The sequence below is a fragment of the Amycolatopsis sp. NPDC000009 genome, from assembly GCF_055563465.1.
Window position 1 is genome coordinate 40,828 of the sequence record NZ_JBVHDI010000001.1, and the last position, 23,764, is coordinate 64,591.

At 68.7% G+C, this 23,764-nt stretch carries 26 protein-coding genes and 2 pseudogenes; 13 read left to right on the forward strand and 15 right to left on the reverse strand.

The window, feature by feature from the left end:
- The first annotated feature begins 257 nt into the window (after positions 1-257).
- A complete protein-coding gene (locus ACZ3HL_RS00200) occupies positions 258-878 on the forward strand; it encodes an L-threonylcarbamoyladenylate synthase (RefSeq protein WP_465422189.1) in 621 nt (206 codons plus the stop codon).
- A 44-nt stretch (positions 879-922) separates the two neighbouring features.
- Here ACZ3HL_RS00200 and ACZ3HL_RS00205 read toward each other — a convergent pair whose 3' ends face one another.
- The 3 genes from ACZ3HL_RS00205 to ACZ3HL_RS00215 all read right to left on the reverse strand — a co-directional run bounded on the left by ACZ3HL_RS00205 (position 923) and on the right by ACZ3HL_RS00215 (position 3,239).
- Entirely contained in the window at positions 923-1,609 is a 687-nt protein-coding gene (locus tag ACZ3HL_RS00205) for a winged helix-turn-helix transcriptional regulator (RefSeq protein ID WP_465527695.1), read from the reverse strand.
- Between the two features lie 47 nt (positions 1,610-1,656).
- The gene (locus tag ACZ3HL_RS00210; protein ID WP_465527697.1) at positions 1,657-2,469 is read right to left on the reverse strand and encodes an AfsR/SARP family transcriptional regulator; all 813 of its coding nucleotides are present in this window, start codon (positions 2,467-2,469) and stop codon (positions 1,657-1,659) included.
- A gap of 164 nt (positions 2,470-2,633) precedes the next feature.
- Complete coding sequence (locus ACZ3HL_RS00215; protein WP_465422187.1) at positions 2,634-3,239, reverse strand: response regulator transcription factor; 606 nt, start codon at positions 3,237-3,239, stop codon at positions 2,634-2,636.
- A 439-nt stretch (positions 3,240-3,678) separates the two neighbouring features.
- On the opposite strand from ACZ3HL_RS00215, the gene ACZ3HL_RS00220 reads away from it, so the two are divergent.
- Positions 3,679-4,674 carry a DUF1702 family protein gene (locus ACZ3HL_RS00220; RefSeq protein ID WP_465422186.1) on the forward strand — a complete coding sequence of 332 codons (996 nt, stop codon included), beginning with the start codon at positions 3,679-3,681 and terminating at the stop codon, positions 4,672-4,674.
- A 77-nt stretch (positions 4,675-4,751) separates the two neighbouring features.
- Here ACZ3HL_RS00220 and ACZ3HL_RS00225 read toward each other — a convergent pair whose 3' ends face one another.
- A complete protein-coding gene (locus tag ACZ3HL_RS00225) occupies positions 4,752-5,450 on the reverse strand; it encodes an AraC family transcriptional regulator (RefSeq protein WP_219154028.1) in 699 nt (232 codons plus the stop codon).
- 467 nt (positions 5,451-5,917) lie between these two features.
- On the opposite strand from ACZ3HL_RS00225, the gene ACZ3HL_RS00230 reads away from it, so the two are divergent.
- The gene (locus tag ACZ3HL_RS00230; protein ID WP_126730009.1) at positions 5,918-6,523 is read left to right on the forward strand and encodes a response regulator transcription factor; all 606 of its coding nucleotides are present in this window, start codon (positions 5,918-5,920) and stop codon (positions 6,521-6,523) included.
- A gap of 12 nt (positions 6,524-6,535) precedes the next feature.
- Here the strand turns inward: ACZ3HL_RS00230 and ACZ3HL_RS00235 are convergent, their stop codons facing one another.
- Positions 6,536-7,615 (reverse strand): carboxylate-amine ligase, encoded by a 1,080-nt coding sequence (locus ACZ3HL_RS00235; protein ID WP_465527698.1) that lies wholly within the window; start codon positions 7,613-7,615, stop codon positions 6,536-6,538.
- Positions 7,616-7,910: 295 nt separating this feature from the next.
- On the opposite strand from ACZ3HL_RS00235, the pseudogene ACZ3HL_RS00240 reads away from it, so the two are divergent.
- Positions 7,911-8,030 (forward strand): annotated as a pseudogene (locus tag ACZ3HL_RS00240) (prolyl aminopeptidase); the annotation flags it as partial.
- A gap of 33 nt (positions 8,031-8,063) precedes the next feature.
- On the opposite strand, the pseudogene ACZ3HL_RS00245 reads toward ACZ3HL_RS00240, so the two are convergent.
- Together ACZ3HL_RS00245 and ACZ3HL_RS00250 are read right to left on the reverse strand one after the other, a co-directional pair.
- A pseudogene (locus tag ACZ3HL_RS00245) lies at positions 8,064-8,738 on the reverse strand (DUF222 domain-containing protein); the annotation flags it as partial.
- 178 nt (positions 8,739-8,916) lie between these two features.
- Positions 8,917-9,726 carry a DUF4097 family beta strand repeat-containing protein gene (locus tag ACZ3HL_RS00250; RefSeq protein ID WP_465527700.1) on the reverse strand — a complete coding sequence of 270 codons (810 nt, stop codon included), beginning with the start codon at positions 9,724-9,726 and terminating at the stop codon, positions 8,917-8,919.
- Positions 9,727-9,910: 184 nt separating this feature from the next.
- On the opposite strand from ACZ3HL_RS00250, the gene ACZ3HL_RS00255 reads away from it, so the two are divergent.
- On the forward strand, positions 9,911-10,090 hold the full coding sequence (locus tag ACZ3HL_RS00255) for a hypothetical protein (protein WP_465527702.1): 180 nt from the start codon (positions 9,911-9,913) through the stop codon (positions 10,088-10,090).
- Here the strand turns inward: ACZ3HL_RS00255 and ACZ3HL_RS00260 are convergent.
- Complete coding sequence (locus ACZ3HL_RS00260) at positions 10,072-10,485, reverse strand: VOC family protein (protein WP_465527704.1); 414 nt, start codon at positions 10,483-10,485, stop codon at positions 10,072-10,074. The genes ACZ3HL_RS00255 and ACZ3HL_RS00260 overlap by 19 nt on opposite strands.
- A gap of 105 nt (positions 10,486-10,590) precedes the next feature.
- On the opposite strand from ACZ3HL_RS00260, the gene ACZ3HL_RS00265 reads away from it, so the two are divergent.
- Together ACZ3HL_RS00265 and ACZ3HL_RS00270 are read left to right on the forward strand one after the other, a co-directional pair.
- The gene (locus ACZ3HL_RS00265; RefSeq protein WP_465527706.1) at positions 10,591-11,445 is read left to right on the forward strand and encodes a sigma-70 family RNA polymerase sigma factor; all 855 of its coding nucleotides are present in this window, start codon (positions 10,591-10,593) and stop codon (positions 11,443-11,445) included.
- Positions 11,446-11,450: 5 nt separating this feature from the next.
- Positions 11,451-11,849: a VOC family protein gene (locus tag ACZ3HL_RS00270; RefSeq protein WP_465527708.1), complete on the forward strand. Its 399-nt coding sequence runs from the start codon at positions 11,451-11,453 to the stop codon at positions 11,847-11,849.
- On the opposite strand, the gene ligD (ACZ3HL_RS00275) is transcribed toward ACZ3HL_RS00270, so the two are convergent.
- Entirely contained in the window at positions 11,827-12,792 is a 966-nt protein-coding gene (gene ligD / locus ACZ3HL_RS00275; protein WP_465527710.1) for a non-homologous end-joining DNA ligase, read from the reverse strand. The two genes, ACZ3HL_RS00270 and ligD (ACZ3HL_RS00275), sit on opposite strands and share 23 nt — an antisense overlap.
- Positions 12,793-12,838: 46 nt before the next feature.
- Between ligD (ACZ3HL_RS00275) and ligD (ACZ3HL_RS00280) the strand changes: the two genes are divergently transcribed.
- The 5 genes from ligD (ACZ3HL_RS00280) to ACZ3HL_RS00300 all read left to right on the forward strand — a co-directional run bounded on the left by ligD (ACZ3HL_RS00280) (position 12,839) and on the right by ACZ3HL_RS00300 (position 17,593).
- A complete protein-coding gene (ligD, locus tag ACZ3HL_RS00280; protein WP_465416674.1) occupies positions 12,839-13,756 on the forward strand; it encodes a non-homologous end-joining DNA ligase in 918 nt (305 codons plus the stop codon).
- A 60-nt stretch (positions 13,757-13,816) separates the two neighbouring features.
- Positions 13,817-14,089: a hypothetical protein gene (locus ACZ3HL_RS00285; protein ID WP_465527712.1), complete on the forward strand. Its 273-nt coding sequence runs from the start codon at positions 13,817-13,819 to the stop codon at positions 14,087-14,089.
- 105 nt (positions 14,090-14,194) lie between these two features.
- On the forward strand, positions 14,195-14,728 hold the full coding sequence (locus tag ACZ3HL_RS00290; RefSeq protein WP_465529059.1) for a MarR family winged helix-turn-helix transcriptional regulator: 534 nt from the start codon (positions 14,195-14,197) through the stop codon (positions 14,726-14,728).
- A 79-nt stretch (positions 14,729-14,807) separates the two neighbouring features.
- Complete coding sequence (locus tag ACZ3HL_RS00295; RefSeq protein ID WP_465527714.1) at positions 14,808-16,172, forward strand: pyridoxal phosphate-dependent decarboxylase family protein; 1,365 nt, start codon at positions 14,808-14,810, stop codon at positions 16,170-16,172.
- Between the two features lie 32 nt (positions 16,173-16,204).
- On the forward strand, positions 16,205-17,593 hold the full coding sequence (locus tag ACZ3HL_RS00300; RefSeq protein WP_465527716.1) for an amino acid permease: 1,389 nt from the start codon (positions 16,205-16,207) through the stop codon (positions 17,591-17,593).
- Here the strand turns inward: ACZ3HL_RS00300 and ACZ3HL_RS00305 are convergent.
- Both ACZ3HL_RS00305 and ACZ3HL_RS00310 read right to left on the reverse strand, forming a co-directional pair.
- Positions 17,571-18,542: an ROK family protein gene (locus tag ACZ3HL_RS00305; protein ID WP_465527718.1), complete on the reverse strand. Its 972-nt coding sequence runs from the start codon at positions 18,540-18,542 to the stop codon at positions 17,571-17,573. The genes ACZ3HL_RS00300 and ACZ3HL_RS00305 overlap by 23 nt on opposite strands.
- An 8-nt stretch (positions 18,543-18,550) precedes the next feature.
- Complete coding sequence (locus tag ACZ3HL_RS00310) at positions 18,551-18,973, reverse strand: winged helix-turn-helix transcriptional regulator (RefSeq protein WP_465416664.1); 423 nt, start codon at positions 18,971-18,973, stop codon at positions 18,551-18,553.
- 55 nt (positions 18,974-19,028) lie between these two features.
- On the opposite strand from ACZ3HL_RS00310, the gene ACZ3HL_RS00315 reads away from it, so the two are divergent.
- The gene (locus tag ACZ3HL_RS00315) at positions 19,029-20,519 is read left to right on the forward strand and encodes an MFS transporter (protein WP_465527720.1); all 1,491 of its coding nucleotides are present in this window, start codon (positions 19,029-19,031) and stop codon (positions 20,517-20,519) included.
- On the opposite strand, the gene ACZ3HL_RS00320 is transcribed toward ACZ3HL_RS00315, so the two are convergent.
- From ACZ3HL_RS00320 to ACZ3HL_RS00335, 4 genes are all read right to left on the reverse strand, one after another.
- Positions 20,459-20,923, reverse strand: coding sequence for an SRPBCC family protein (locus ACZ3HL_RS00320; RefSeq protein ID WP_465527722.1), 465 nt, complete (start codon positions 20,921-20,923; stop codon positions 20,459-20,461). The genes ACZ3HL_RS00315 and ACZ3HL_RS00320 overlap by 61 nt on opposite strands.
- 28 nt (positions 20,924-20,951) lie before the next feature.
- Positions 20,952-21,941 (reverse strand): aliphatic amidase, encoded by a 990-nt coding sequence (locus tag ACZ3HL_RS00325; RefSeq protein WP_465527724.1) that lies wholly within the window; start codon positions 21,939-21,941, stop codon positions 20,952-20,954.
- Positions 21,928-22,551, reverse strand: coding sequence for an AmiS/UreI family transporter (locus ACZ3HL_RS00330; protein WP_465416656.1), 624 nt, complete (start codon positions 22,549-22,551; stop codon positions 21,928-21,930). The genes ACZ3HL_RS00325 and ACZ3HL_RS00330 overlap by 14 nt, the downstream gene beginning before the upstream one ends.
- Before the next feature lie 84 nt (positions 22,552-22,635).
- Positions 22,636-23,712, reverse strand: coding sequence for a substrate-binding domain-containing protein (locus tag ACZ3HL_RS00335; RefSeq protein ID WP_465527726.1), 1,077 nt, complete (start codon positions 23,710-23,712; stop codon positions 22,636-22,638).
- Positions 23,713-23,764 lie beyond the last annotated feature (52 nt).

The window sequence follows — 23,764 nt, forward strand, 5'->3', positions numbered from 1 at the left end:
GGATCATAGCTCATCTTCGTTAGCCGGGTTGGTCCCTTCGGACAACGGAAGTACGGCGAACAGGGAGACGCTTTCCCTGCTGGGACGGGAAAAATCCGGCGTTCACCCGCACGGGTGTGGGCTGTTCGCACCACCGGGTTCATCGCGGAACATGCCATTATGGAAGACGCCGGAGCCGGAGAAGGGCGCCGGGGAGATCCACTGTGTACGCGGCGCCCTCCCGGGCGGAAGGGAACCGGTGGCCTTAAGCTCTGCGCATGGCCAGGTATTTCGACGTACATCCGGAAAATCCGCAACGGCGCGCGATCGGACAGGTCGTCGGCATCCTGCGCGAAGACGGGCTCATCGCATATCCGACGGACTCCTGCTTCGCTCTCGGCTGCCAGCTGGGAAACAAACAGGGCATCGACCGCATCCGGAGCATCCGCAAGCTCGACGACCGCCATCATTTCACCCTGGTCTGCCAGGATTTCGCTCAGCTGGGCCAGTTCGTGCACGTGGACAACGCGGTCTTCCGCGCGGTCAAGGCGTCCACGCCCGGCAGCTACACGTTCATCCTCCCGGCCACCAAGGAGGTTCCGCGCCGTCTGCTGCACGCCAAGAAGAAGACCGTCGGCGTGCGCATCCCGGACCACGTGGTCACCCAGGCACTGCTGGGCGAACTCGGCGAGCCGCTGCTGTCGAGCACGCTGCTGCTGCCCGACCAGGAAGAGCCGATGACCCAGGGCTGGGACATCAAGGAACATCTGGAGCACGTGGTGGACGCCGTGATCGACTCCGGTGAGTGCGGGGTCGAACCCACCACGGTCATCGACTTCTCGTCCGGGGAACCGGAGATCGTGCGGCGGGGCGCCGGCGACACCTCGCGGTTCGAATAGGAAACGGCGGGACCGGTGCCCCGGCCCCGCCGCTGGAAACGTCCTCAGTGCGAGACGAGCCCTTCGGACTTCGCCGGGGCCGAGGGGATGTGGAACATCCGGGTGAACAGCTCCAGCTTCTCCGGATCGCCCTTGACGGCCACGGCGCCGCTGGTGAGCGCGCTCGCGGCGTCCATCTCGCCGTTCAGCAGCTTCAGCATGACCGGGCCGCGCGGCTCGATGACGAGGTCCGGGTCCGGGTGCGGGCCCTCGCCCGCGGTCAGCGCGCCGTCCTCGACCACCGCGTGGATGACCATCTCGCCGCCGTAGTGCATTTCGAACGCGCAGTGGACGCCGCGAGCCGCGTCCGGCTGGAACGTGGTGTACAGCGAGAGGACGGCCGAGTCGAGGGTGAACAGGTCGTCCGCCGTCGGGTCGCCGAGCGAACGGGCGCCCCACAGGCCCAGCTGCAGCACGATCTGGTCGAGGTCGTTGCCGTACTCGGTCAGCTCGTAGACCACCCCGGCGTCGAGCTGCGAGAGCACCCGGCGCTGGACGACACCGTGCCGCTCCAGCTCGTTGAGCCGGGTCGACAGGATGCTCATCGGGATCTTCGGCAGGCCCTGTTGTAGCTCGTCGAACCGTTTCGGGCCGAGCACCAGGTCACGGATCACGAGCAGGGACCAGCGTTCCCCGATGATCTCGAGGGCGCGGGCGAGGCCGCAGAACTGGCCATAGGTGCGAGCGGTCATGCTTGACTCCTCATATTCCTGGATCTGGTGGTGGCGGTGGTGCTCGGTCAGCGGACCGGGTGTCCCTCGGAAAGCAGTTCGCGGTGCAGCTCTCGCAGTTCGGCGCCGGGTTTCACCCCCAGTTCGTCCTCGAGCCTGGAGCGCAGCCATTCGTAGGACGCCAGGGCGTCGCTGCGCCGTCCGCTGAGCCCCAGTGCGCGGATCAGGTGGGCGTGCAGGGTTTCGTCGAACGGGTCCGCGGTGGTCAGCGACCGCAGGACGCCGAGCATCTCCCGGTGCCTGCCGGCGCGGATCTCGGCCTCGATCCACAGGTCACGGGCATCGCGCCGCTGCTCCAGCAGATAGACGGTGTAGGCGGCGAGGGTCGGTCCACAGTGGATGTTCGCCAGCGGGGGACCGGACCACAGGTCCAGTGCGGTACGGAAGGCGTGCGCGGCCGGCGCGTCGTCGCCTGCTTCGAGCAGTTCACGGCCGAGCCGGTGGAGCCGCTGGAATTCCGCCACGTCGACCACACCCGCGTCGATCTCGAGCCGGTAGCCGGGTGGGCTGGTGACCAGCAGATCGCCGGTACCGCCGGGATCGAGGTGACGGCGCAGGTGGTGGACGTAGGTGTGCAAGGCCCGGCGGGCACTGCGGGGCGGGGCTTCGTTCCACAGCTCGTGCACGAGGGAGTCGACGTGGACCGTCCTGCCGGGGCGGATGAGCAGCATCGCCAGCAGTTGCAGGAGTTTCGGGGTGCTCGGCGCGCGATCGGCGGCGTCGATGTGCAGTTCGAGCGGGCCGAGGAGCCGCGCGCGCACGCCGTGTGGCACATCGGCCGAGGCGGCCGTGTCACCCGGTTCGATCGTCATCGCGTGCATCCCCTGCCCCTCCGGACTCCCCCTCAATGACGGTGACAGAGGCGGAACCTTCGGAACAGTGCCGGAAACACACGACGAACCGTGATTTTTTCTTTGCCCCGTATGCGATCGTCACGACTTGGGGCGCTGAACAGGTTGTGGCAAAAGAGAAGACGCGAACCGGGTCAGAGCCAGTCCGAATCGCGGGCGATGCGGATGGCGTCCACCCGGTTGCGGGCGTTGAGTTTCGTCACCACGGTGGCGAGGTAGTTCCGGACGGTTCCCGGTGACAGGAACAGTTCCGCCGCGATGTCGGCGACCGTGCGCCCGTTCGCGGCGAGGCGGAGGATCTCGACCTCCCGCGGGGTCAGCGGGCAGTCCTCGGTTTCCCAAGCGGACAAAGCGAGTTCGCTGTCGATGACCCGGCGGCCGGTGGCGACCGAGCGGACGGCGTTGGCGAGTTTGTCGGCGGGCGCGTCCTTGAGCAGGAAGCCGTTGACCTTCGCGTCGAGCGCGCGGCGCACGGTGCCCGGACGGCCGAGCGACGTGAGGATCAAGGTGCGGATGTCCGGAAGTTGCTGGCAGAGTTCGGAAGCGGCGGTGAGCCCGTCTTTGGCGGGCAGATCGATGTCGATGATCGCGACGTCCGGCAGGTACTCCGCCGCCATCGGGAGGATCTTGTCGCCGGAACCCACCTCCGCGACTACTTCGATGTCTCGTTCGAGGTTCAGCAGGGCCACCAAAGCGCCGCGGACCAGGTGCATGTCCTCGGCCAACAGGACTCGGATCACTCCGACCTCCTCTTCCCCAGAAAGACGGTAACTCTCAGTGTACCCAGGAAACCCGTAAGAGTGAATCTGATTCGCACGATACAAGGTTGCGCATTTTCCGGCGGCAGTTTCGGCCTGACCGCTCCTCTGGTGAGCTGCGACGATGGCGCGGCTTCGAAGGTGGTGAAACTGCGAGCGATCGATTACCCACCGTCACGTGAGGAGTTGGCAAAAATGGCGTCCCGGCTGCTTTTCATTTCCTGTTGAGTACTTTCCATTCCGGTGAATTCGCCCGGCGAACGGGTGAACCCGGCTCTCTTCGCGGGAGTCCGGATGGCCTGTTCGGCGGTACCGGCGCCGGTCTCGATCGGGCGTCGAGCGGAGGAAGACCGCGGCGTGGTGTCCTCGGCACGAGCCGGTTCGTGCGCGAATTCGCCACTATCCACAAAGGACGTATGTGATGAGCTCATTGCTGGGTGCTCTGCGTAAGGTGCTGTTCGCGCCTTCGCTGGCTTCGGTCGGTTTCGAGGGGCGCGGCTTCGGAGTGCCGCCGACACCGGCGACCGCCCGCCTGGAGTCGATCCCGCAGTCGGTGGTGTGCGGGTTCGAATGGGGGATCGACGCGCCGGCGCTGTGGGAGGCCGAACGGCGGCTGGACATGGTCGAGCCCGAGATGCGCGGATTCGCCTACGAGGGCGCGGCGATGGCGTTCACCATCCTCGACGTCATGCCCGGCGGCCGGAAGGACCGCACGGCCGAACTGATGAGCGGTCCCGGGCTCCCGCACGTGTTCCTGACCTACATCGGCATCGGGTTCGCGATGGCCCGCCTGCCCCGGCCGCTGTGGAAGAAGGTGCTGCCGGAGCTCGACGGCGTCCCGTTCCACCCGACGATGAGCTGGCTGGCCGTCGACGGCTACGCCTTCGACCGTGCCTACTTCGACACGGGCAAGTGGGTCGGCGAGCAGTTCGTGCCCAAGCCGTACCCGTGGGCGGGCGCCCCCGCGTACTTCCCTCGCGCCTGCGACCAGGGCATCGGCCGGGCGTTGTGGTTCATCAACGGCGGCGATCCGGTGAAGGTCGCCGAGGCGGTGAACCGTTTCCCCGCCGGACGCCGCCCGGACCTGTGGAGCGGCGTCGGGCTGGCCTCGACCTTCGCGGGGGGCTGCGATCAGGCCGGGTTGGAGAGGCTGCGCGCATCGGCGGGGGAGCATCAGGACGAACTCGGTCTCGGCGTCGTGTTCGCGGTGAAGGCGAGGACGTTCTCGTCGTTCGTCCCGCCGCATACGCGGCTCGCCGCGCGGACCCTCGCCGGGCTGAGCATCGAGGAGGCCGTCGACCTGGCCGACTCGACCGAGGTCACCGAGGACGCCGAGGACGGGACGCCCGCGTACGAGCGGTGGCGGCAGAACATCCGGGACGGTCTCGCCCCTTCGGCGGGTCGCCTGGCCGCCTGAGGCCCCTGGATGTCAGGAAAGGGCCGTTCAAGACGTCCGGCGTCTTGAATGGCCCTTTCCTGACACGCGGGAGCGGGTCAGGCCGCCCGCCTGACCGGCTCCGGCCGGTGCCGCAGATCGGGGAGCGCGAGCAGGACCGGCGGGTCGAACAGGCGCTTGGGGCGCACCCGCAGGTCAGCCAGCCGCGCGGTGACGCCCGGCTCGACGGTGATCGGCCCGTGGTGCCCGGTGAGCCCGGTGCCGCGGCGCGTGAGCGGCCCGGTCACGCAGTGCGCGACGAGGTGCCAGGTGCCTTCGGGGACGTCGGTCAGCTGATAGGGGCCGGGGACGTCGATGACCGTGTGCCGCACGGGCGCGCCCTCGGGGATCCGGGTCGGGAAGAGACCGACGAACACGAGACCGGGTGAGATCTCCGGCGGCGCGGACACGAAACCGCGGACCATCGCCGGCTTCGCGCCGGGAAGGGGTTCACCCGCCAGGCGGTGCTGGAAACCACCCTGCCGGCGGTACGCGGAGGGCGAGAGGCCCACGCGGTTGCTGAACCGGGTGCTGAAGGTGCCGACACCGTTGTAGCCCACGCGGTGGCTGATGTCGGCGACCGAGATCGAGGTCGTCAGCAGCAGGCGTTTGGCCTCGTCGAGCCGCAGCGCGGACAGGAACCGGCCCGGAGAGACGCCGGTGGCCTGCTGGAACACCCTGCTGAAATGGAATTTACTGAAGGTCGCGGCGCGGGCGATGTCGTCGATAGTGAGCTCTTCGCCCAGTTTCTCGTGCATGGCCCCAATGGCTCGCTCCACGGCTCGCCGGACAGTCTCATCCATTGTGCCGTCCTTTCGCTCGAGGATTTCTGGGATGTTTGCGGTTTCCGACACTACTGTTCGCCACCGCTACTCCTGAAGTGCTTGATTCATCGCCCGGTATGAATTCATGTGCGCGGCGACGTGAAAAATTCACGGTCGCCCGGAGCGCGCCCCGACCATGCGAAAACCACGGTCCGGCAATGGTGCGCGCACTGGATCCCCGCGGCGGGCGGCCGCAGAATTCCTGGTAGCGCATTCACGTCGGAACCACCCCGACCGTGTTGGCGTGGTGCGAAGAACGTATTCCCGCGACAACACAGAACCGGCTCTTGACCGCGCGCCCCTCGGTGGTCAAGGGCCGGTTTCCATTTCGCGGAACGGGTATGTGAGGATAGTATCGTCGGCTCGGGGGAGCGACGCGGGCGGAAAGGCAGATGGGGTCGATGATCAAGGTCCTGGTGGCCGAGGACATGCACATTGTCCGGGGGGCACTGGTCGCGCTGCTCGGCTTGGAAGCCGACATCGAGGTCGTCGCCGAATGCGCGAGCGGTGACGAGATCCTCCCGCTCGCCCAGTCCACGCGCCCCGACGTCGCGCTCATCGACATCGACCTGCCCGGCAAGGACGGCCTCACCGCGGCCGCCGAGCTGCACGAGCGGCTTCCCGGGGTCCGCACGCTGATCCTCACCTCGCTCGGCAGCCCCGGGACCCTGCGGCGGGCGCTGGCCGCGAAGGTCAACGGCTTCCTGCGCAAGGACGCGCCCGCCGACCGGCTCGCCAACGCGGTCCGCGGGGTCGCCGCCGGACGGCGCGTCGTCGACGGCGATCTGGCGCTCGCCGCCTGGGACAGCGAGGACTGCCCGCTCACCACCCGCGAGATCGAGGTGCTCCGGCTGGCGTCGGTCGGCTCCGACCCGACCGAGATCGCCGCCGAGCTGTTCCTGTCCGCCGGTACCGTGCGGAACTACCTGACGACGATCGTTTCGAAGCTCAGCGCCCGTAACCGGGTCGACGCGGTGCGGATCGCCAGGGAGTCCGGCTGGCTGTGACGCCGGGGTGCCTCACCTGGCCGGGACGGTCATCGTGGCGTGGGCGAGCTCCGCGGCGAACTCGCCGGGGGAAGCCGCTTCCGCGAGCAGCCGGCGTTGCCGGACCGCGCCGGTACCGTGCTCGAACAGCGCGTCCAACCCCCGTTCGACGTCCTCCTCGTCACCCGCAGCCCGGAGCGCGGGCCGGACGAATTCGACGAGTTCGCCGAGCAGATCGCGCTGATCGGCCTCCCCGCCGGTGAAGACGTCGACGCCCGGCCCGTCCAGTCCCCGGCGCGCGGCCGCCGTCAAGGCCGCGCCGATCCGGGTGCCGCGGGCGCGCGGCGGTCGCGTCGTCGCCGCGCAGGTCGCGACCAGCCCGCGCACCAGGGCGGCGAGCAGTACCGCGTCGTCGACGGACAGGCAGACGTCGGCGATCCGGACCTCGACCGTGGGATACCGAGGGGAAAGACGGGCGTAGAAGTACACCCCCGCCGCGTCGAGGGCGGCGCCGTGACGCACGGCCTCCCCGATGCTCCGGTCGTACGCGGCCGCGCCGGACCATTCGTCGGGCGGCCGGGCCGTCGGCCACCGGTCCCAGAGCGGGAAGCGCCTGCTCGACCATCCGGAGTCGGCGCCGTTCTCGACCGGGGAGTTGACACTGAGTGCCAGCAACGGCGCGAGCCACGGCCGCAGCGCGGAGAGAACCCGTGCGCCCAGATCCCGCGACGGCAGCCCGACGTGCACATGGCAGGCGCACGTCCCAGCCTCGCCGATCAGGTCCGGGAACGCCTGTGCCATCCGCCGGTACCGGGGCTCGGGCGTGAGCGTGTCTCCCCGCAGGCCGCCGGGCGGGATTCCCGTCGCCGCCATCAGGCAACCGTCGGTCCGCGCCGCCGTCGCGACGATCTGCCGCAGCCGCGTCAGTTCCGAGCGAACCTCGTCCAGGCCGCGGCAGACGCCGGTCGCGGTCTCGATCTGGAACCGCATCAGCTCACCGGTGACGTCCGGCCCGGGAGGGAGACTTTCGAGAAGTTCGGGGGCTCGCAACGCGACCGAGCCGTCCACCGGGTCGAGCAGGACGAACTCTTCTTCCACACCAAGGGTGAACATGGTTCCCCGTTCCGTGGTTTTCGCCGGTGTCACTGAATCTGCCCCTTCGGGCGCGGCGAGGAAAGGGCCGGTGTGCTGAACTTCGTTGCGGCGAAAGTGTTTCGTGGCCTCACTGACGGTCTAGCCTTGGCGCATGATCGATCTGCATCCACCGGCCGAGCCGTACGACAGGGGACTGCTCGATGTAGGTGACGGCAATCTCGTCTACTGGGAGACCTGCGGGAATCCGGCCGGGAAGCCGGCGGTCATGCTGCACGGCGGCCCGGGGCAGGGCCGTACGCCCGGAATGCGGCGCATGTTCGACCCGGCCCGCTATCGTGCCGTGCTGTTCGATCAACGCGGCTGCGGCCGCAGCATCCCGCACGCGAGCGACCCGGCGACCGGCCTCCGCCACAACACGACGGATCATCTCGTCGCCGACATGGAACGGCTGCGGAAACATCTGGGGATCGATGGCTTTGTGGGGTTTGGCCATCGGATCCAGGTCGGATTTCAGGCGGGCGTAGGTTTCCAGATCGAGGCGGGCTTTGAGACCGAGGGTGCCGTCGCGGTGCTTGACGAACCGCAACTCCGGGCGGGTGTCTTTGGGGTCTTCGTTGCGGGGTTCTTTCCCGTCGGGGTCGAGTTCGTCCAGCAGGCGGCGCCCGGCGCGCATGATCTGGCGGGGTCCGGCGTGGCGAGCCAGTGCGACCAGGATCTTCTCCCCGGCCCGCACCTCCTCCTCCGGCACGCTGGACGGGATCCGGGCGAGCGTCTTGATGATCGCGTCGATCTGTGACCCGCCGATCGCGCCGTCCGCGGCGGCTTCAGCTGTCAGGGGTGCCAGCGGTGGTTCGGGGTCCCCGCCGATGGCTGGGCCGGGATGCAGCGCCAGCACCCGGTCGGCACGAGCGCCGGCTTCCTTGTGCGACACCAGGAAGTCCTCGACAATCAGCCCCGCCAACGTCGAATGACCCGAACATCCGCGCACCCCGCGACGATTGATTTCCGCGAGGATCGCATTCTGCTCCGCATCCGCTCGACGTTTCAGGACTTCCAGTTCCTGTTTGCGGGCATGCAACGTCGCGGTGTCGGCGCGCCACCACTCGGTGGACGTCCTCTGGGGTGCATCGTTGCTGGCCACGACACCGACGTTACTTCGAATCGAACACCTGCGCTAGCTCGAACGGCCCAACGGGGAAAATTGCCGAAAAACGGCAACGGCGAAGCAGTCTTAAAGCAGCGAAGCGCCCTTAAAGAGCTAAGTAGCGCGAAGGTGGTCGCAATTAGCCGACTAATTGCGACCACCCCCAAACCCCGGGTCACGCGGCGCGGTGGATCACGATGTCGTCGAGCCGCGTGCGGGCGTGGACCTTGACGCTTCCACCCGCGGCGACGGAGTTGCGCACGGATCCCTTGGTGCTCTTGGCATCCACCGACGCGGCGTCCGCGTCGACGCCGACCTCGATGCCGCCGGACGCGTTCGCCAGCTCGGCGGAACCGCGCGACAGCCGTCCGACGCGAATCGGGCAGTTGGCGGCCTGTGCGACGACGTCACCGTCGGCGCGGTCGATGTCGAAACTCCCGCTCGCACCGGAGAGGTCGACGTCGGACCGGGCGTGGCCGATCCAGACCTTCCCGGTCGCACCCGAGTACTTGACGACGCCGACGGCCTCGCCGATCCGCACCCCGGCCGAGCCGCCTTCGAGGTCCGCGGTCCCGGCGACGTGCCCGATCGCGACGTCACCGGCCGAGAGGTTGCCTCGTACCGCCGTGACGTGGTCGATCCGGACCTGACCCGACGACATTTCCAGTGCGCAGTCGCCGAACTTTCCTTCGGCGTTCACGTCCGACCAGGCCGTGTTCAGGACCAGCCGCGAACCGGTGGGCACCTCGATGGTGATGGCGACCGAGCCGTTCTTGCCGCCCGCCTTCTTCGTCTCGATCGACAGTTTCCCGTCGTCGAAGCCGACCTTGGTGTTCGCGGCGACCTTCGCGTCGGACTTGCTCGCGGCGTCGATCGGCTCGACCAGCACCACCGTGTCCGGGCGCTCGCTCGCGGCGACGCGCACCCGGGCACCGGCGATGGTCAGCGTGGCGGTGATCGGCTCCGGCGTGGGGAAAGCAGACATCTCGAACTCCTCGGTGGTGGTGATCTCTCGTTGTGAAAGCAACGATCGCCGACCGGCCTGACACCGGACCGCCACGGCGCTGACACGCCGAGGACACGGTCTGTCGGCCAACGGTCTCGACGAGATGGTGCGCAACGAGTAGTCGCCGGATCTCCAGAACATCCGGGATCTGTTGAAGGACAAGGTGAATCCATCGATCGGCGACAAGGCCGAGGCGTGCAAGGAGTGGTATGACCGCGTGTACACCGGGCTGCGGGGACAGATCCGGTACGACGTCTGGTCCCTCGGCGGGAGCGGTGAGCCTGGCTCCCCGCGCGAGACGAGGCGCCAGGCTCACAGCGGTGATCACTCGGCGTACGGCTGATCCGTGCTCTTCGCGCTGTAGCTGATGCTCCAGACATAGCCGTCCAGGTCCGCGAAGGTGCCGCCGTACCCGCCCCACGAAAGGGCGCCCGCGGGTTTCAGGACCGTGGCGCCGGCCTTCTCCGCCTGCGCGACGATCTCGTCGACGCGGGTTTCGCTGCGGACGACGTAGGTGAGGACCAGCCCGCTGAACCCGCTGCCTTCGGGGCTCGTGCCCACCTGACCGGCCAGTCCTTCGCGGCCGTAGAAGCCGACCCACGAGCCGCCGTCCGGTTCGAAGAACACCGAGACGCCGTAGTCGTCCTTGATCTTCCAGCCGAGCCCCTCGGTGTAGAACGCCTTGGACCTGGCCAGGTCCTGGACACCGAGCAGGATCGAGCTGACGTGCGCTTTCATGATGTTCTCCTGTGGACTCGAAAGGGTGGTCGAACCGGCGATGTCACATCGGGACGGGTTCGCCGGTCATTCGAAGTGACCGACCCGGACGGAGGAATGTGACAGATGGCCGAGCACGATTGGGTGGGCGAGCGATTCGCCGAGCACCAAAGCCGGTTGCGGGCGGTGGCCTACCGGATCCTCGGCTCACCCGGGGAGGCCGAGGACGCGGTGCAGGAGGCGTGGCTGCGGGTCAGCCGCGCGGACACCGGCGAGATCGAGAATCCGGCGGGCTGGCTGACCACGGTCGTCGCCAGGGTGTGCCTGAACATGCTGGAATCCCGCCGCGCCAGGCGGGAGGAGTCCGCCGGGGCGTTGCCGCCCGAGCCCGCCGTGCCGGACATCGGCAAGGACGACCCGGAGGACGAGGCGTTGCTGGCCGACTCGGTCGGTGTCGCGCTGATGGTGGTGCTGGACAGGCTGACCCCCGCCGAGCGGCTCGCGTTCGTCCTGCACGACGTGTTCGCCGTGTCGTTCGGCGAGATCGGCACCGTCCTCGGTCGTTCCCCGGCCGCGTCCCGGCAGCTCGCGAGCAGGGCGCGGCGCCGGGTGCGGACCGCCTCCGACGAGACCGACGCCGCGCGATCCCCGAAGCGGGAGGTCATCGCCGCCTTCCTGGCCGCTGCCCGGAACGGGGATTTCGAAGCCCTGCTCGAACTGCTCGACCCGGACGCCGTAGTCGGCGAGGTCCGCGGCGGCCAGGCGGTGGCGGCCTTCTTCTCCGGACGCGCCGAGGCGGCCAGGGTCGCCCTGGTCGACGGCGTTCCGTCGGCCGTCTGGTCGCATCGCGGCGAGGCGAAGGCCGTCTTCACGTTCAGCTTCGGCGACGGGAAGATCACCCGGATCGACATCGAGACCGACCCGGAGCGCCTACGGGACCGCGACATCGCCTTTCTCAGCGCCAAAGTCAGCGAAGTCTGACCGGCATGGACCTCAGGTTCTCCTCCTGCACGCTCGTCGTCCACGATGTCGGCAGCGCGCTCGGCTTCTACCGTGACGTGCTCGGCTTCACCGTGTGGCACGACGGACCGGTGAGTGTCGGTCCGCCTTCGCAGCCGGACGTGCGGATCGTCCTCGAACCACCCGGCGCCGACCGGGGTACCTCGCCGGCGGACCGGTCCGCGATCGAAGATCTGCTGTCCAAGGCCTTGCTGAGCCGTCTCGTCTTCGTGACCGACGACTGCGACGGCACTTTCGAGCGCATCGAGGCCGCGGGAGCGGAAGTGATGCAGGAACCGATCGACCGGCCCGGCGGAGTCCGCGATTGTGCCTTCCTCGACCCCTCCGGCAACCTGCTGCGCTTTATCCAGCGGAGGGCATCTTGACGTCCTCGGGTGTCTTGTCCGCCCGCAGTCCTCGCCAGGTCGTGTGCCGCAGACGGCCGTCCGGGGTCCAGTTCCGGTGCACGACCTCTCCGACGAGTTCGGGCTCCACCCAGTGCACCCGCCGTGCCCGGTCGCGCGGGACCTCCGAAGCGAACGGTGGCTTCTTGCGCTCCAACGGGGTGAGCCGGGCGTGCAGGTCTTCGAGGACCTTGTCGCTGAACCCGGTCCCGACGTCGCCGATGTACCGAAGGCCGCCGGTTTCGTCGTGCGCGCCCAGCAGTAACGCGCCGAGCGTCCCCGAGCGCCGCCCGTCGCCGGGGCGCCAGCCGCCGATCACGACCTCCTGGGTGTGCCACAGCGCCCGTTTGATCCATTGGCGTGTCCGCTTGCCGGGGTGGTAGCGGCTGTCGAGCTTCTTCGCGATCAGGCCTTCGAGCCCGTGTTGCCGGACGACGTCGAGCAGCTGATCGGGGGAGATGTCGTCGTCGGTGTAACCCGGTGGGATGGCGATGCGGCCACTCGCGCCCAGGGACGTCAGCACCTCGCGCCTGGCCTCGTAAGGCTCGTCGAGGAGGGTGTCACCATCGAGGAACAGCACGTCGAAGGCGAAGAAATGCACTGGGCTGCGTTCGAGCAGGGACGCGTCCGGCGTGCGCAGATGCCGCGTTTGCAACAGCGGGAAGCTGGGCCGCCCCTGCTCGTCGAGGACGACTATCTCGCCGTCGAGGACGGCTTCGTGACCGCTGAGCGCCTCAGCGGTCACGTCCGGGTACGTCGCCGTGATGTCGAGGCCGCGGCGGCTGGTCAGGCGCGTCTCGCCGTCCCGCGCGACACGCAGGCAGCAGCGGTAGCCGTCCCATTTGTATTCGTAGCCCCACCCGCCGGTGGGCAGGTCGCCGTCGGTCGCCAGCATCGGGGCGATCGCGTCCGGCACGGTGCTCATGCCTCACGGTACCCCGGAAACCCCGTCGGTGATCTATCGTCGAAGGGTGCCTGAGGAGCGGATAACGGTCGAGGTCGAGGGGCGGCGGCTGGGCCTGTCCAATCTGGACAAGGTGCTCTACCCCGCGCACGGTTTCACCAAACGCGAGGTTCTCGACTACTACCGCCGGATAGCCCCGGTCATGCTCCCCCATCTGCGTGACCGCGCCGCCACGTTCCGCCGGTTCCCCGACGGCGTCGACGGGGAACCGTTCTACGAGAAGAACGTCTCCCGGCACGCCCCCGACTGGGTGCGTACGGCGCGGCTCACCAACCGGGGCCGCCGCGGCGGGGACGAGACGCTCGACTACCCGGTGGTCGGCGACCTGCCGACGCTGATGTGGGCGGCCAATCTCGCCGCGCTGGAACTGCATATTCCACAGTGGACGGTCGGCCCGCGCGGCGCGCGGAAATCACCCGATCTGCTGGTGTTCGATCTCGATCCCGGGCCGCCCGCCGACGTCGTCGACTGCTGCCGGGTGGCCGAGACCCTCAGCGACCTGCTCATCGGGGACGGTCTCACGGTGTACGCGAAGACGAGCGGCAACAAGGGAATGCAGCTGTACTGCCCGGTGCGCACGCGGTCGGACGAACGCACCTCCGAGTACGCCAAGGCCGTCGCGGAGGAACTCGCGCGCCGGTCACCGGAGACCATCGTCGCCAGGATGACCAAGGCCATCCGTCCCGGTCGCGTGTTCATCGACTGGAGCCAGAACAACACCGCCAAGACCACCATCGCGCCGTACTCGCTGCGCGGCCGCGCCATCCCGACCGTCTCCACCCCGGTGACCTGGGAGGAGGTCGAAGCCTGCCGCAAGGCCGAGGACCTGCTGTTCACCGCCGGGCAGGTGCTGGAGCGCGTCGAGGAGATGGGCGACCTGTTCGGCGACATCGCCGAGCATCGCGCGGCCGTACCCCAACGGTGACCGAGGTCATGTTTGAACCGTGGGCGACGGGAAACTCCCAGGTCAGAGGAGTGACCCCGAATGAACGAGAGAGCGCAAGACCCCGAAGGCCTGTCATACCGGGCCCTGGCCATGCTGCGAGCCGTGGCGCAGGGCCGGGCTGAAATCACCGTCAGCCTGGAGCCGGACCTCTATGTCGACGGCCTGCCGTGCAGCGACCAGAACACGGCCCATCGCCTCGCCCACGCCGGGCTGCTCCGGTTGCCCGCCGGTGGCGTTCCCGGCAGCCGGGTATCGGCGGAATTGTCCGAAACAGGACAAGATCTCCTGGAGCCGCTGGCGCCCGCCGCTTAGCCTCCGAAAGGCCACTGTGGACGCACGCCCGTTCCGCATACGATCTGCGGAGCGGGTGCGCGGGGGTGCGCGCCCACCGGGCTGGTACCTCCGGGGCCGGTGAGGATGTGGCTGTTGACCGGGTATCACACACTGGCCGAGACCGAGACCGCCGTGCGGGCCAAACTGGGCGGCATCCCGCTGCTGTGGGAGCGGATGGAGGCGGTGGCCAATCTCCACCGCGCCGCGACGGCCGTCCGGTTGCATTTCGAGAATTCGGTCCTGCGCACCGCGGGTCTCACCTGGACCGCGTTCGTGGTGCTGTGGGTGGTGTGGATCTTCGGGGAGAAGGAGACCAGGCACGTCGCCGCCGAGTCCGGCATCACCAAGGGAACGCTCACCGGGGTCATGAAGACCCTGGAGGCACACGGCCTGGTCACCCGGCGCAAACATCCCGTCGACGGACGTTTGGTGCTGCTCGCGCTGACCCCGGAAGGGGAGCGGCTGATGCGGGAGCTCTTCCCGGAGTTCAACCAGGAGGAAGCGTTCGTCACCGAACGGCTCAGCCCCGAGAAGTGCACCGAGCTGGCCGCTTCGCTGCGGGAGATCGTCAGGCAGCTCGAAGAGAAGGGCGAAGAGCGGCGGACCCGCAAGATCTGACCCCTACCGAAGACGGTTGCGCGAGACCTCTGGAGGCTCCTACGTTTTTTGGAGCCGAACGAAGCGAAGGGCGCGCTTGATGGACTTCCGGTACTGGCTCGGTCAGGCGTTGACGTCGAACGAGGCGTGGGCGGAGACGTTCGGCGCCTTCCGGCCGCATCCGTCGCTGGAGGTCTCCGACGGGCGGTTCGAGGCCGCGTTCGAGGAGCTCACCGAGCGGCTGAAGGACAATTACCCGTTCTTCCACCCCTCCTACGCCGGCCAGATGCTCAAACCGCCGCATCCGGCCGCGATGGTCGGCTACCTGGCCGCGATGCTGGTCAACCCCAACAACCACGCGCTCGACGGCGGCCCGGCGACGGCCGAGATGGAACGCGAGGTCGTCCGGCAGCTGGCCACGATGTTCGGCTACGGGGAGCACCTGGGCCATCTGACCACCAGCGGCACGATGGCGAACCTCGAGGCGCTGTTCGTCGCGCGCGAAACGCATCCGGGCAAGGGGATCGCGTACAGCGCCGAGGCGCACTACACGCACGGCCGGATGTGCGGCGTGCTCGGCGTCGAGGGCCATACGGTGCCCGTCGACGCGCGCGGCGCCATGGACCTCGACGCGCTCGAAGACCTGCTGCGCACCGGGAAGATCGGCACCGTGGTGCTCACCGCGGGGACGACCGCGCTCGGCACGGTGGAGCCGGTCCACGAGGCGCTGGCGTTGCGGGAACGCTACGGCGTCCGCGTGCACGTCGACGCCGCCTACGGTGGCTTCTTCCGGCTTCTGTCCGGTTTGGACGGTCCGGAAGGGCTGCCCGAGGCCCCGTGGCTCGCCATCGCCGAGGCCGATTCGATCGTCATCGACCCGCACAAGCACGGCCTCCAGCCCTACGGTTGCGGCGCGGTGCTGTTCTCCGACCCCGCGGCGGGCCGGTTCTATCTGCACGATTCGCCGTACACCTACTTCACCTCGGAAGACCTGCATCTCGGCGAGATCAGCCTCGAATGCTCCCGGGCGGGCGCGGCCGCCGCCGCGTTGTGGCTCACCTTCCGGGTGCTGCCGCCCACCCCCGACGGGCTGGGCCGGGTGCTCGCGGCCGGCCGCCGGGCGGCGCTGCGGTGGGCGAAGCTGCTGGAGGACTCCGAGCGGTTCGACCTGTACCAGCCACCGGAACTCGACATCGTCACCTACTTCCCCCGCACGGACCCGCTTTCGCTGTCGAATATCGACCAGGCGAGCGCGCGGATCCTGCGCAACGGCATGGCCGCGGCGAGGGAACCGGTGTTCCTCAGCACGCTGCGGGTGAGCGAGCCGCAGTTCGGTCTGCGTCACACCGGGGCCGACGCGGATGCGGACGGCGCGAGGATCCTGCGTAGCGTGCTGATGAAGCCCGAAAGCGAGGACCACGTCGACCGGCTCCACGAACGGCTGGAAGAGTTGTCCCGCGGTTGAGCTCCCGCGTACCGCAGACGAATGGATCCACCATGCCCGCACCAGGCCCCGCCGAACCCGTGACCGCGACCGGGACCCGGTCGCTCGGCACCGGCTTCCGGCGGCGGCACGTCACCATGCTGGCCATCAGCGGGGCGATCGGCGCCGGGCTGTTCGTCGGCACCGGCGCGGGGATCAAGACCGCCGGCCCCGGCATCCTGCTGTCCTATGTGGTCGCGGGCCTGCTCATGGTGCTCGTGATGCGCATGCTTGGCGAGATGGCCGCCGCCGAGCCGAGCAGCGGCTCGTTCTCGGTGTACGCGGAGAAGGCGCTCGGGCGCTGGGCCGGGTTCACCGTCGGCTGGCTGTACTGGTCGCTGCTGGTGGTCGTGGTCGCGGCCGAGGCCACCGCGGCGGCGGGGATCGCGAACGGGCTCCTGCCGCAGATTCCACAGTGGACCTGGGTGCTGCTGTTCATGGCCGTGCTGACCGTGGTGAACCTGTTCGCGGTGCGCTCGTTCGGGGAGTTCGAGTTCTGGTTCGGCGCGATCAAGGTGACCGCCGTGGTCGGCTTCCTCGTCCTCGGCACGCTGGCGGTGTTCGGGATCCTGCCGGGGACGACGCCGGTGGGCCTGGACAACCTCACCGGGCACGGCGGTTTCCTGCCCAATGGCCTGCAAGGCGTGCTGACCGGCCTGCTCGCGGTCGCGTTCTCCTTCGGCGGCATGGAACTGGTCACCATCGCCGCGGCGGAGTCCGACGACCCGGCGGATTCGATCCGCCGCACCACGCGCACGGTCATCGTGCGGCTGCTGCTGTTCTACGTCGGTTCCGTGACGCTGATGGTGCTGTTGCTGCCGTGGGAGACCGCTTCGGCCAACACCAGCCCGTTCGTGACCATCCTGGAGCGGATCGGGGTGCCGTCGGCGGCGCTCCTGATGAGTTTCGTCGTGCTGACCTCGCTGCTGTCGGCGTTGAACGCCAACCTTTACGGCGCCTCTCGGATGGTGTTCTCGCTGGCCGAACGTGGCGAAGCACCGCGCGCGATGCTGAAGCTGTCCGGCGCGGGCGTCCCGCGGACGGCGGTGCTCGCGTCGGTGGCCTTCGGTTTCGTGGCCGTACTGCTCAACTTCCTCGCCCCCGAACATGTCCTGCCGTTCCTGCTGAACGCCATCGGGGCGAACATCCTGCTCGTCTGGATCTTCGTCGCGATCTCACAGCTGCGGCTGCGGAAAGCGGCCGAACGGGACGGCACGGCCGCGGACCTGCCGGTGCGGATGTGGGGTTTCCCTTGGCTCAGCTGGGTCGCACTGCTCGCGATGGCGGGCGTCCTCGTCCTCATGTGGACGGACGCCGACGCGCGGACACAGCTGTTCACCAGCGGCGCGGTGGCCGTGCTGATCGTGGTGATCAGCCTGCTCAGGCGACGTCCTCGACACTGAACAGGTCGCGCTCCACGCGGCTCAACGCCAGCCGTACCGCGCCGAGCGCCACCGAGTCCTCGCCGAGCGTCGAGGTCTCGATGCGTACCGTGAACAGGCACAGCCGGGTCAGTTCGGCGCGCAGTTTCGCCGTCAGATCTCCGGTGCCGCCGATCACCACCAGCTGCGGGTCGACGGCGAGCACGGTGGCGGCGACGAGCTCGGCGAATCCGCCTGCCGGTCGCAGGGCGCCGATCTCGCCGGCGGCGCCGTGGTGGCCCGCGTGCGGCTTCCCGCCGAGCAGCAGGCCCAGCGAGACGGTGTGCCCGAACCGCACGTAGACGACGTCGTCGACGCCGCGCGCGGCGCCGCGCCAGTGTTCGGCCAGGGTGGCGAGCTGGGTGTCGTTCCCAGCCAGCACCGGGCAGCCCCCGCCGAACTCCGCGGGCAGGTCGACGCCGGTCCAGCCGGGAAGGCGGTAGTTGTGGACGACCTTGCCGCCGGACACCACGCCGGTCGTGCCGATGCCGAGCACCCGCACGCCGGCATGGCCTTCGACGGCGGCGGCGAGGACCCGGTGCGCGGCGCCGAGCCGGTCGGCCGCGTCCGTCTCGGGGGTGAGCGCGGCCTTCGCCCGTCCGACGACCTCGCCCCGCAGGTCGGCGACCAGGCACAACGCCTGATGCGGGCCGATCTCGAGGCCGGCGACGTGCCCGGACTCGTGGCGGAAGCGGTACCGCTTGGCGGGCCGCCCCACCGGCCGCGGCGCACCGGGAGGAAGCGGGACCTCCTCGACCAGCCCCTGTTCCCCGAGGTCGGCGGCGATCTCCTCGACCGTCGGACGGGAGACCTCGCTCGCCTTGACCAGCTCCGCGAGGGTGAGTTCCCCGGCCGCGTACAGCGCCCGCAGGACGGCGATGGCGTTGAGCCGCCGCAGCAATGACGGATCCCCTCCGGACAGCCTGGCCATGCGGCTCCCTAGGCGGTGACGCGTTTGTCGTACTGGGCGCGCGCGAGGGCGATCTCGCCCTGGTGGTCCTCGGTCCAGGTGACCAGTGACTGGATCGTCTTGTGCAGCGTCATCCCCAGCGGCGTCAGCGCGTACTCGACCCGCGGCGGCACCACCGGATAAACGGTGCGGCTCACCAGCCCGTCCCGTTCGAGGTGGCGCAGCGTGGTGGTGAGCATGCGCTGGCTGATGCCGTCGATCTTGTACTTGAGCTCGGTGAACCGCAGCGTGTTCCGGTCGAGCAGCGCGATCACCAGGAGTGACCACTTGTCCGCCACCCGGTCGAGGATCTGGCGGACCTCGCAGTCCTCGCGCGTGTCCCACTGGAAGGCCTCGTAGTCCTCCTCGGTGAGTTCACAACGACTGGGTGAGTTCAAAGTGCCTTCTTCCATGGTCGTCGATGGTGACGGAAGATCCCCTTGGTTACAAGAGGGAACCGACCGGCCGATGAGTAACCGTCGGTTCCCGTTCACTGAGGGAGATCCGATCTTGAGCAACTCGCAAACGCTTCCGCGCGCCGACCGGATGGGTGGGCGGGCCTGGGGCGTGCTCGTGGTGCTGTGCGGCGCCATCTTCCTGGAGGGCATCGACGTCGCGATGCTGAACGTGGCGCTGCCCTCCATCCGGGCCGAACTCGGGCTGTCGACGGCGACGCTGAGCGGCGTCGTGAGCGCCTACGTGCTCGGCTACGGCGGGTTCATGCTGCTGGGCGGGCGTGCGGCCGACATGTACGGCCGACGCCGCATGTTCCTCGCCTGGCTGGTGGTGTTCCTCGTCTTCTCCGGGCTGGGCGGGTTCGCCACCGAAGGCTGGATGCTGCTGCTCGCCCGGTTCGTCACCGGCGTCGCCGCGGCCTTCATGACCCCGGCCGGGCTGTCCATCATCACCACGAGCTTCGAGGAAGGCCCGAAACGCAACAAGGCGCTGCTGTTCTACGCCGGCACCGGGGCGGGCGGCTTCTCGCTCGGCCTGGTCATCGGTGGCCTGCTGACCAGGATCGACTGGCGCTGGGTGTTCTTCACGCCGGTGATCCTGTCCGCCGTCATCCTGCTCGCCGCGCTGTGGCTCATCAAGGAACCGGCGGGCGAGGAACGGGTGCCGCGCCGCCTGGACCTCCCCGGAGCGTTCACCGTGACCGTGGCGATGCTGCTGATCGCCTACGCGGTGGTCCGCCTGGAACATCCCGGACAGGGCTGGGGCTGGACCCTCGCGTCGTTCGCCGGGGGAGTGACGGCGCTGGCGGCCTTCGTGACCGTCGAACGCCGCTCGCCCACGCCGCTGGTGCGCCTCGGCATCCTGAAGTCGGGTCCGCTGGTGCGGGCGAACGTCAGCGCCCTGCTGTTCGCCGGATCGTTCTTCGGGTTCCAGTTCCTCGTCACGCTGTACCTGCAGGAGCTGCGGGGCTGGTCGACGGTGGAGACGAGCCTGGCGCTGCTGGCCGTCGGGATCGACGCGATCCTCGCGCCGACGCTGACCCCGCGGCTGGTGGCGAGGTTCGGCAACACCCGGCTGATCTTCGGCGGGCTCGTGCTCGCCGCCGTGGCGTACGCGCTCTTCCTGCCGCTGGGCCTGGACTGGACGTACGCGGCGATGTTCCCGTCGATGATCATCCTGGGTCTCGGATTCGCGCTCGCCTATGGTCCGCTGACGATCGTCGCCACCGACGGGATCGCCGAGGACGAACAGGGGCTCGCGGGCGGGCTGCTGTACACGGCGTTCCAGTTCGGCGCGGCACTCGGGCTGTCCGCGGTGACCGCCGTCAACGTCGCCGCGCTCGGGGACGGCTCGCGAGAGGCGGCGCTCGGCGGTTTCCGGGCGGCGCTGGTCGTGCCGCTGGTGATGGCCGTCCTCGCCGCGATCGTCATCGCGTCCGGCCGTCAGCGCGTTTCGGCGAAGGAGGCCAGGTTGGCCAGTGAAGAGGCGATACCGGCTTCGTGATCCGCCTGGCCGATACCGGACGGCACGTCCGTCGCGGTGACGGTCACCTCGGTGCCGTCACCCGCGGCGGCCAGGCTCCAGGTCATCGTCATGGTGCCCGCGAAGGCCTGGTCCCCGGACTTGAAGACGGCCCGCTGCACCACACGTTCGGCGGGCACCAGTTCGGCGAACCCGACTTCGACGACGTCCGTCGCGTCCGACGACTTGCCGGGCGCGGCGGACGCGTCGAGGTAGGTGAGGATCATGCGGAAACCGCCGCCGGGCCGCGGATCCCAATGTTCGATCCGGCCGCGCATCCCCTCGGGCGGCAGCCAGGCTTCGAGGGACTCCCGGTCCAGGAGCGCCTGGTAGACGGTCTCGGGCGGGGCTGCGATCGTCCGGCTGCCGCTGTCGATCCTGTCCATGCGCCGAGTCTAGGGCGCACTGTCCTTGTCAGGGGTTGATGGTGTCGCGGGTGATCGACTCGACCTTCTCCTGCGCCTTCTTGGCGTCGGTGACCCAGAGCTTGTAGAAGTCGAACGGGCAGTCCGCCACGCCCTTGTCGCCTTCGTCCGCGTCCTGCACGCCGGTGTAACCGCGGTGCAGCAGTTTGAAGATGTGGTTCTGCGACTGGTCGTAGGTGCGCGCGTCGCGGATCGCCGAGACCGACAGCTGCGCGTACTGGATCCCGTATTCCTCTTCGCCGGTCTCACCGAGTGTGCGGCCGTCGAAACCGATGATCGCGGAATGGCCGAAGTACGAGTACACGCCGTCGAATCCGGCGGCGTTCGCCACGGCGACGTAACAGTTGTTGGCCCACGCCATCGCCTTGGCCATCAGGACCTGCTGTTCCTTGGCCGGGTACATGTAGCCCTGGCAGCGCACGATCAGTTCGGCGCCCTTCATCGCGCAGTCGCGCCAGATCTCCGGGTAGTTCCCGTCGTCGCAGATGATCAGCGAGATCTTCATGCCCTTCGGGCCGTCGCTGACGTAGGTGTCTTCGCCCGGATACCAGCCCTCGATCGGGCACCAGGGCAGGATCTTCCGGTACTTCTGGACGATCTCGCCGCGGTCGTTGATGAGCACGAGCGTGTTGTACGGCGGTTTGGCCGGGTGGTCCTCGTGCCGCTCGCCAGTGATCGAGAAGACGCCCCAGGTCTGGGCTTCCCGGCACGCGGCGGCGAAGATCTCGGTCTCCTCGCCGGGAATCGTCGCCGCGGTCTCGTACATCTCCTTCGGGTCGTACATGATGCCCTGCGTCGAGTACTCGGGGAACACGACGAGGTCCATGCCGGGGAGGCCGGACTTCATGCCCACCACCATTTCGGCGATCTTGCGGGCGTTGTCGAGGACTTCGGCCTTGGTGTGCAGCCGCGGCATCTTGTAGTTGACCACCGCGACACCGACCGTGTCCGGGCTGGCGGAAATGTCACCGTGTCGCATGAAGACTCCTTTTCTCCGAACGGTTTTTCAGGACGTCGAGGGATCCGGCGGCCGCGACCAGCGCCACCGCGATCGCGGCCGCCAGCAACGCGGTGCCGCCGTCGCTGCGGTAGGCGCCGGTGAGGCCGAGGAAGGCGGGCACCGTGCACGTCGGCTGGCTGAGCAGCAGGACGGTCCAGCCGGTGAATCGCGTCAGATGTTCCTTGCCCAGGCCGAGTACGAGGAAGAACAACGTCCACAGCAACGCCCACGACAGCCAGATGACGCCGAAAACAGGGTCGTCGCCGTGCCAGAAGGCGATCCCGGCGTACACCACGGCGGCGCCCGCCACGAAGAGCGAGAACCAGCCGATGCCTTCCGGCTCCAGGCCGGCGAGGTTCGCGATGCCGACGTACAGATAGGTGAAACCGAACAGGTACAGGCCGGACGCGGCGAGGATCGCGTCCGGATTCCCGTTCGCCTGGACGATGAGCACGGTCGGGGTGACGCACTGCAGCGCGCCGACGAACAGGTTCAGCACCGCCGCCGAACGCGGTGGTACCCGGCCGAGCAACATCAGGCCGTTGATCATCAAGGCGGCGCCGACGTAGAGCAGGCCCACGTTGCCCATACTCACCTCCGCATAACGTGCGTCACATGGAATAATTTCAAATGAAAGTATGTGGTGTGCCGGAGCGAGTCAAGGGGGTGGCTTTCATAGCCGGGTGAGGACTTCGAAGTCGTAGCCGTCGGCGACCGCGAGATGGACGTGCTGATCGGCCTGCTGCCCGCGGAACTCGATCGTGCCGCGCGGTCCGTGATAGGCGACGCCGTCGATCGCCGCGTTGAGCGCGGGAAGCGCCGACGTCCCCGCCCTGCTGACGAGTTCGGCCAGCGTATGCAGCCCCTCGTAACAGGATTCGGCCGCGTTGTTCAAGGCCGGGGCGCCGGGGCCGTGGCGGCCGACGTAGCGGCCGAGGAGGTCCATCGCGTCGGCGGTGACCATCGACCGGAAGTAGGCGGCGGAGACGTAGAGGTCGCCGGTGGCGTTCGCGCCACTGGCGAGAAGCATGTTCTCCTCCATCAGCGGGCTGAACCGGAGCAGCCGGTCGCTGAGCCCGCGCGCGGCGAAGGCGCGGTTGAAGCGCACCGCGTCCTGCCCGACCAGCAACATGAGTACACCGTCGCTTGTGGACTGTTCGACCTCGCGGACCACTGTGGACATGTCGCCGGCGCCGAGCCCGACGAACGCCTCTCCGGTGATACGCAGATCGAGATCCTTGGCGTACTGACGGATCGCGTGGGCCGACCGGTGCGGCCAGACGTAGTCGTCGCCGACGACGAACCAGCGCCGGGCGCCGAGATGGTCGCGCAGCCAGCGCAGTGCCGGCTCGATCTGGCAGCGCGGTGTCTCGCCCGTGCAGAAGATGCCCGAGCGGCGCTCGCCGCCTTCGTAGAGCGAGGTGTACACGTACGGCACCCTGTCGGCGACGACCGGCGCGAGCGCGTGCCGGATCGACGAGATGTGCCAGCCGCTCACCGCGTCGACCCGCCCGCTGTCGACCAGACGCCGCACTTCGCCGGCTACTCGCGCGGGAGTGCCGCCGCCGTCGACCACCTCGGCCTCGACCTGCCTGCCGAGGATGCCACCGGAGGCGTTGAGTTCGTGGACGGCCAGCTCCGTGATCGCCTCGCACGACGGGCCGAACAGCCCGGCCGGTCCCTGCAACGGGACCACCATGGCCACACGCCAGGTGTCGTCGCGGGGCCGGGTGGCGAGGCGTGGGGGCATGGCGCTCCGTGCGGTGGCCCGGTAAGGTCAAAGTGCTTTCACCTGGAAGTAT